The organism is uncultured Mucilaginibacter sp., from assembly GCF_903913935.1.
Classification (GTDB): Bacteria; Bacteroidota; Bacteroidia; order Sphingobacteriales; family Sphingobacteriaceae; genus Mucilaginibacter.
This window is the reverse complement of record NZ_CAIWNH010000334.1, coordinates 1-1,977: the sequence shown is the minus strand read 5'-3', so window position 1 is coordinate 1,977 and position 1,977 is coordinate 1. Positions and strand designations below refer to the sequence as shown.

The 1,977-nt window shown below is 40.3% G+C and carries 2 protein-coding genes and 1 pseudogene; 2 read left to right on the top strand and 1 reads right to left on the bottom strand.

Features of this window, described 5'->3' with window-relative positions:
- Positions 1 to 444: pseudogene (locus QZY09_RS13185) on the top strand (adenylosuccinate lyase); the annotation flags it as partial.
- 184 nt (positions 445 to 628) lie between these two features.
- Positions 629 to 1,177, top strand: coding sequence for a NifU family protein (locus tag QZY09_RS13180; protein WP_295673073.1), 549 nt, complete (start codon positions 629 to 631; stop codon positions 1,175 to 1,177).
- Positions 1,178 to 1,269: 92 nt separating this feature from the next.
- Here QZY09_RS13180 and QZY09_RS13175 read toward each other — a convergent pair.
- Positions 1,270 to 1,977 (bottom strand): inositol monophosphatase family protein (locus QZY09_RS13175; protein ID WP_295673072.1); only part of this gene is annotated, 708 nt, incomplete at its 5' end.

Below are 1,977 nucleotides of genomic sequence, written 5' to 3'. Positions count from 1 at the left end.
GTTAATCCTATTGATTTTGAAAATTCAGAAGGCAACCTGGGGATCGCTAATGCTTTATTTGAACATTTTGCTGCCAAATTACCTATTTCAAGGCTTCAGCGTGACCTTACAGATTCGACGGTATTGCGAAATATTGGGGTTCCGGTAGCACACACATTGATTGCTATTAAATCAACCGTAAAGGGATTAAATAAATTGTTGCTGAATACAGATGCCATCAACGCACACCTTGAGGCCAATTGGGCAGTAGTTGCCGAAGCTATCCAAACAATACTGCGCCGCGAAGGTTATCCCAATCCTTACGAAGCGCTTAAAGAGCTTACCCGCACCAACCAGCGGGTGAATGCAGAAACCATTGCTGTTTTTGTGGATGCCTTAAATGTTGACGATTCAATAAAAGAAGAGATTAAACGGATAACACCGGGAAATTATACAGGAATTTAGATAATTTGAAGATGAGTTAATTTGAAAATTTGAAAATTTACCGATTGGAAAATCCATTTTCAAATTTTCAAATCGCCAAATTTTCAAATTCAGCATTATCATCATCAGGTCATAACAACATATTATGACTACATAAACCAAAAAGCTGTTTAACTTTGTTCATCTATATTAGCTATAAAATAAAATGAATATCAACGTATATACAGAATCGACTCCTAACCCGGCAACCATGAAGTTCATTGTGAACAAGCTGCTGATCAATGGCAGTTTGGATTTCCCAACAAAAGAAAGTGCTGAAACTTCACCATTTGCAAAGGAGTTATATAAGTTTTCTTTTGTAAACGGGGTTTTCTTTGCAAGTAACTTTGTAACCGTAACTAAATTTGAAGGTGATAACTGGGATGATCTGTTGCCAATTTTAAAAGAGTTTGTAAAGGGCGCAGTAGAATCGGAACTTGTTATCAAAGAAGAAGAGCATGTTGAAGCTGATTTTGAAGGTACCGATACTGAAGTTAAGATCCAGCAGATATTGAACGACTATGTACGCCCTGCCGTTGAACAGGATGGCGGCGCTATCGCCTATAAATCATTTGATGCAGGTGTGGTTACCGTTGAATTACGCGGATCATGCAGCGGCTGCCCTTCATCAACCGTTACGCTGAAAGCCGGTATCGAGAACTTACTTAAAAGAATGGTTCCGGAAGTTACTGAAGTGGTTTCTGAAGCATTATAAAAAAACACGAATTACACGAATAAGGGTGAATTTTCACCAATGAAGGACGAAACATTTGCCCTTTGCATTTGTGCCCATTCGTGAAATTCGTGTTAATTGAAATATTTTTGGATGGTTTCCAGCATCTCCTCTGTTATCTTTCCGTTCGTTGCGAGTAGTTCCCTGGTATTTAAAACTTCAATTCCGCCTTTAAAGTTTACTACCTCGCCGCCAGCCTGTTGCACGATGACTATTCCGGCAGCAACATCCCAGGCATTTAAATTGTATTCGTAAAAAGCATCAAACCTACCACAGGCGGTGTATGCAAGGTCTACAGCAGCAGAGCCCAAACGGCGCAGGCCATGGCAACTGCGCATCAGTTCTGCAAATAATTCGATATAGGCGGCCTGCTTTTCAAAATTGTAATAAGGGAACCCGGTCGCCAATAAGCATTGATCAACTGTGGGCGTTGTGGTTACGCTGATCTCCTTACCATTTAAATATGCAGGCGAGCCTTTCCAGGCGTAAAAGCACTCATCCTGGTTAATTTCATACACAACACCCATTACCAGTTCATCCGCTTCCTGCAGTGCGATACTTACAGAAAAAACTGGCAAACCATGAATAAAATTGGTGGTACCATCCAGGGGGTCGATGATCCAGTTATATTTTTTCCCTACGCGATTAATTGTTTTTTCTTCTGTGATAAACCCTGCTTCCGGCAATACATTTTGCAAAGCCGATACGATCATTTGTTCAGCAGTTTTGTCTACGTAGGAAACAAGATCGTTTAGTCCTTTAAATTCAATTTTGTCAGCACT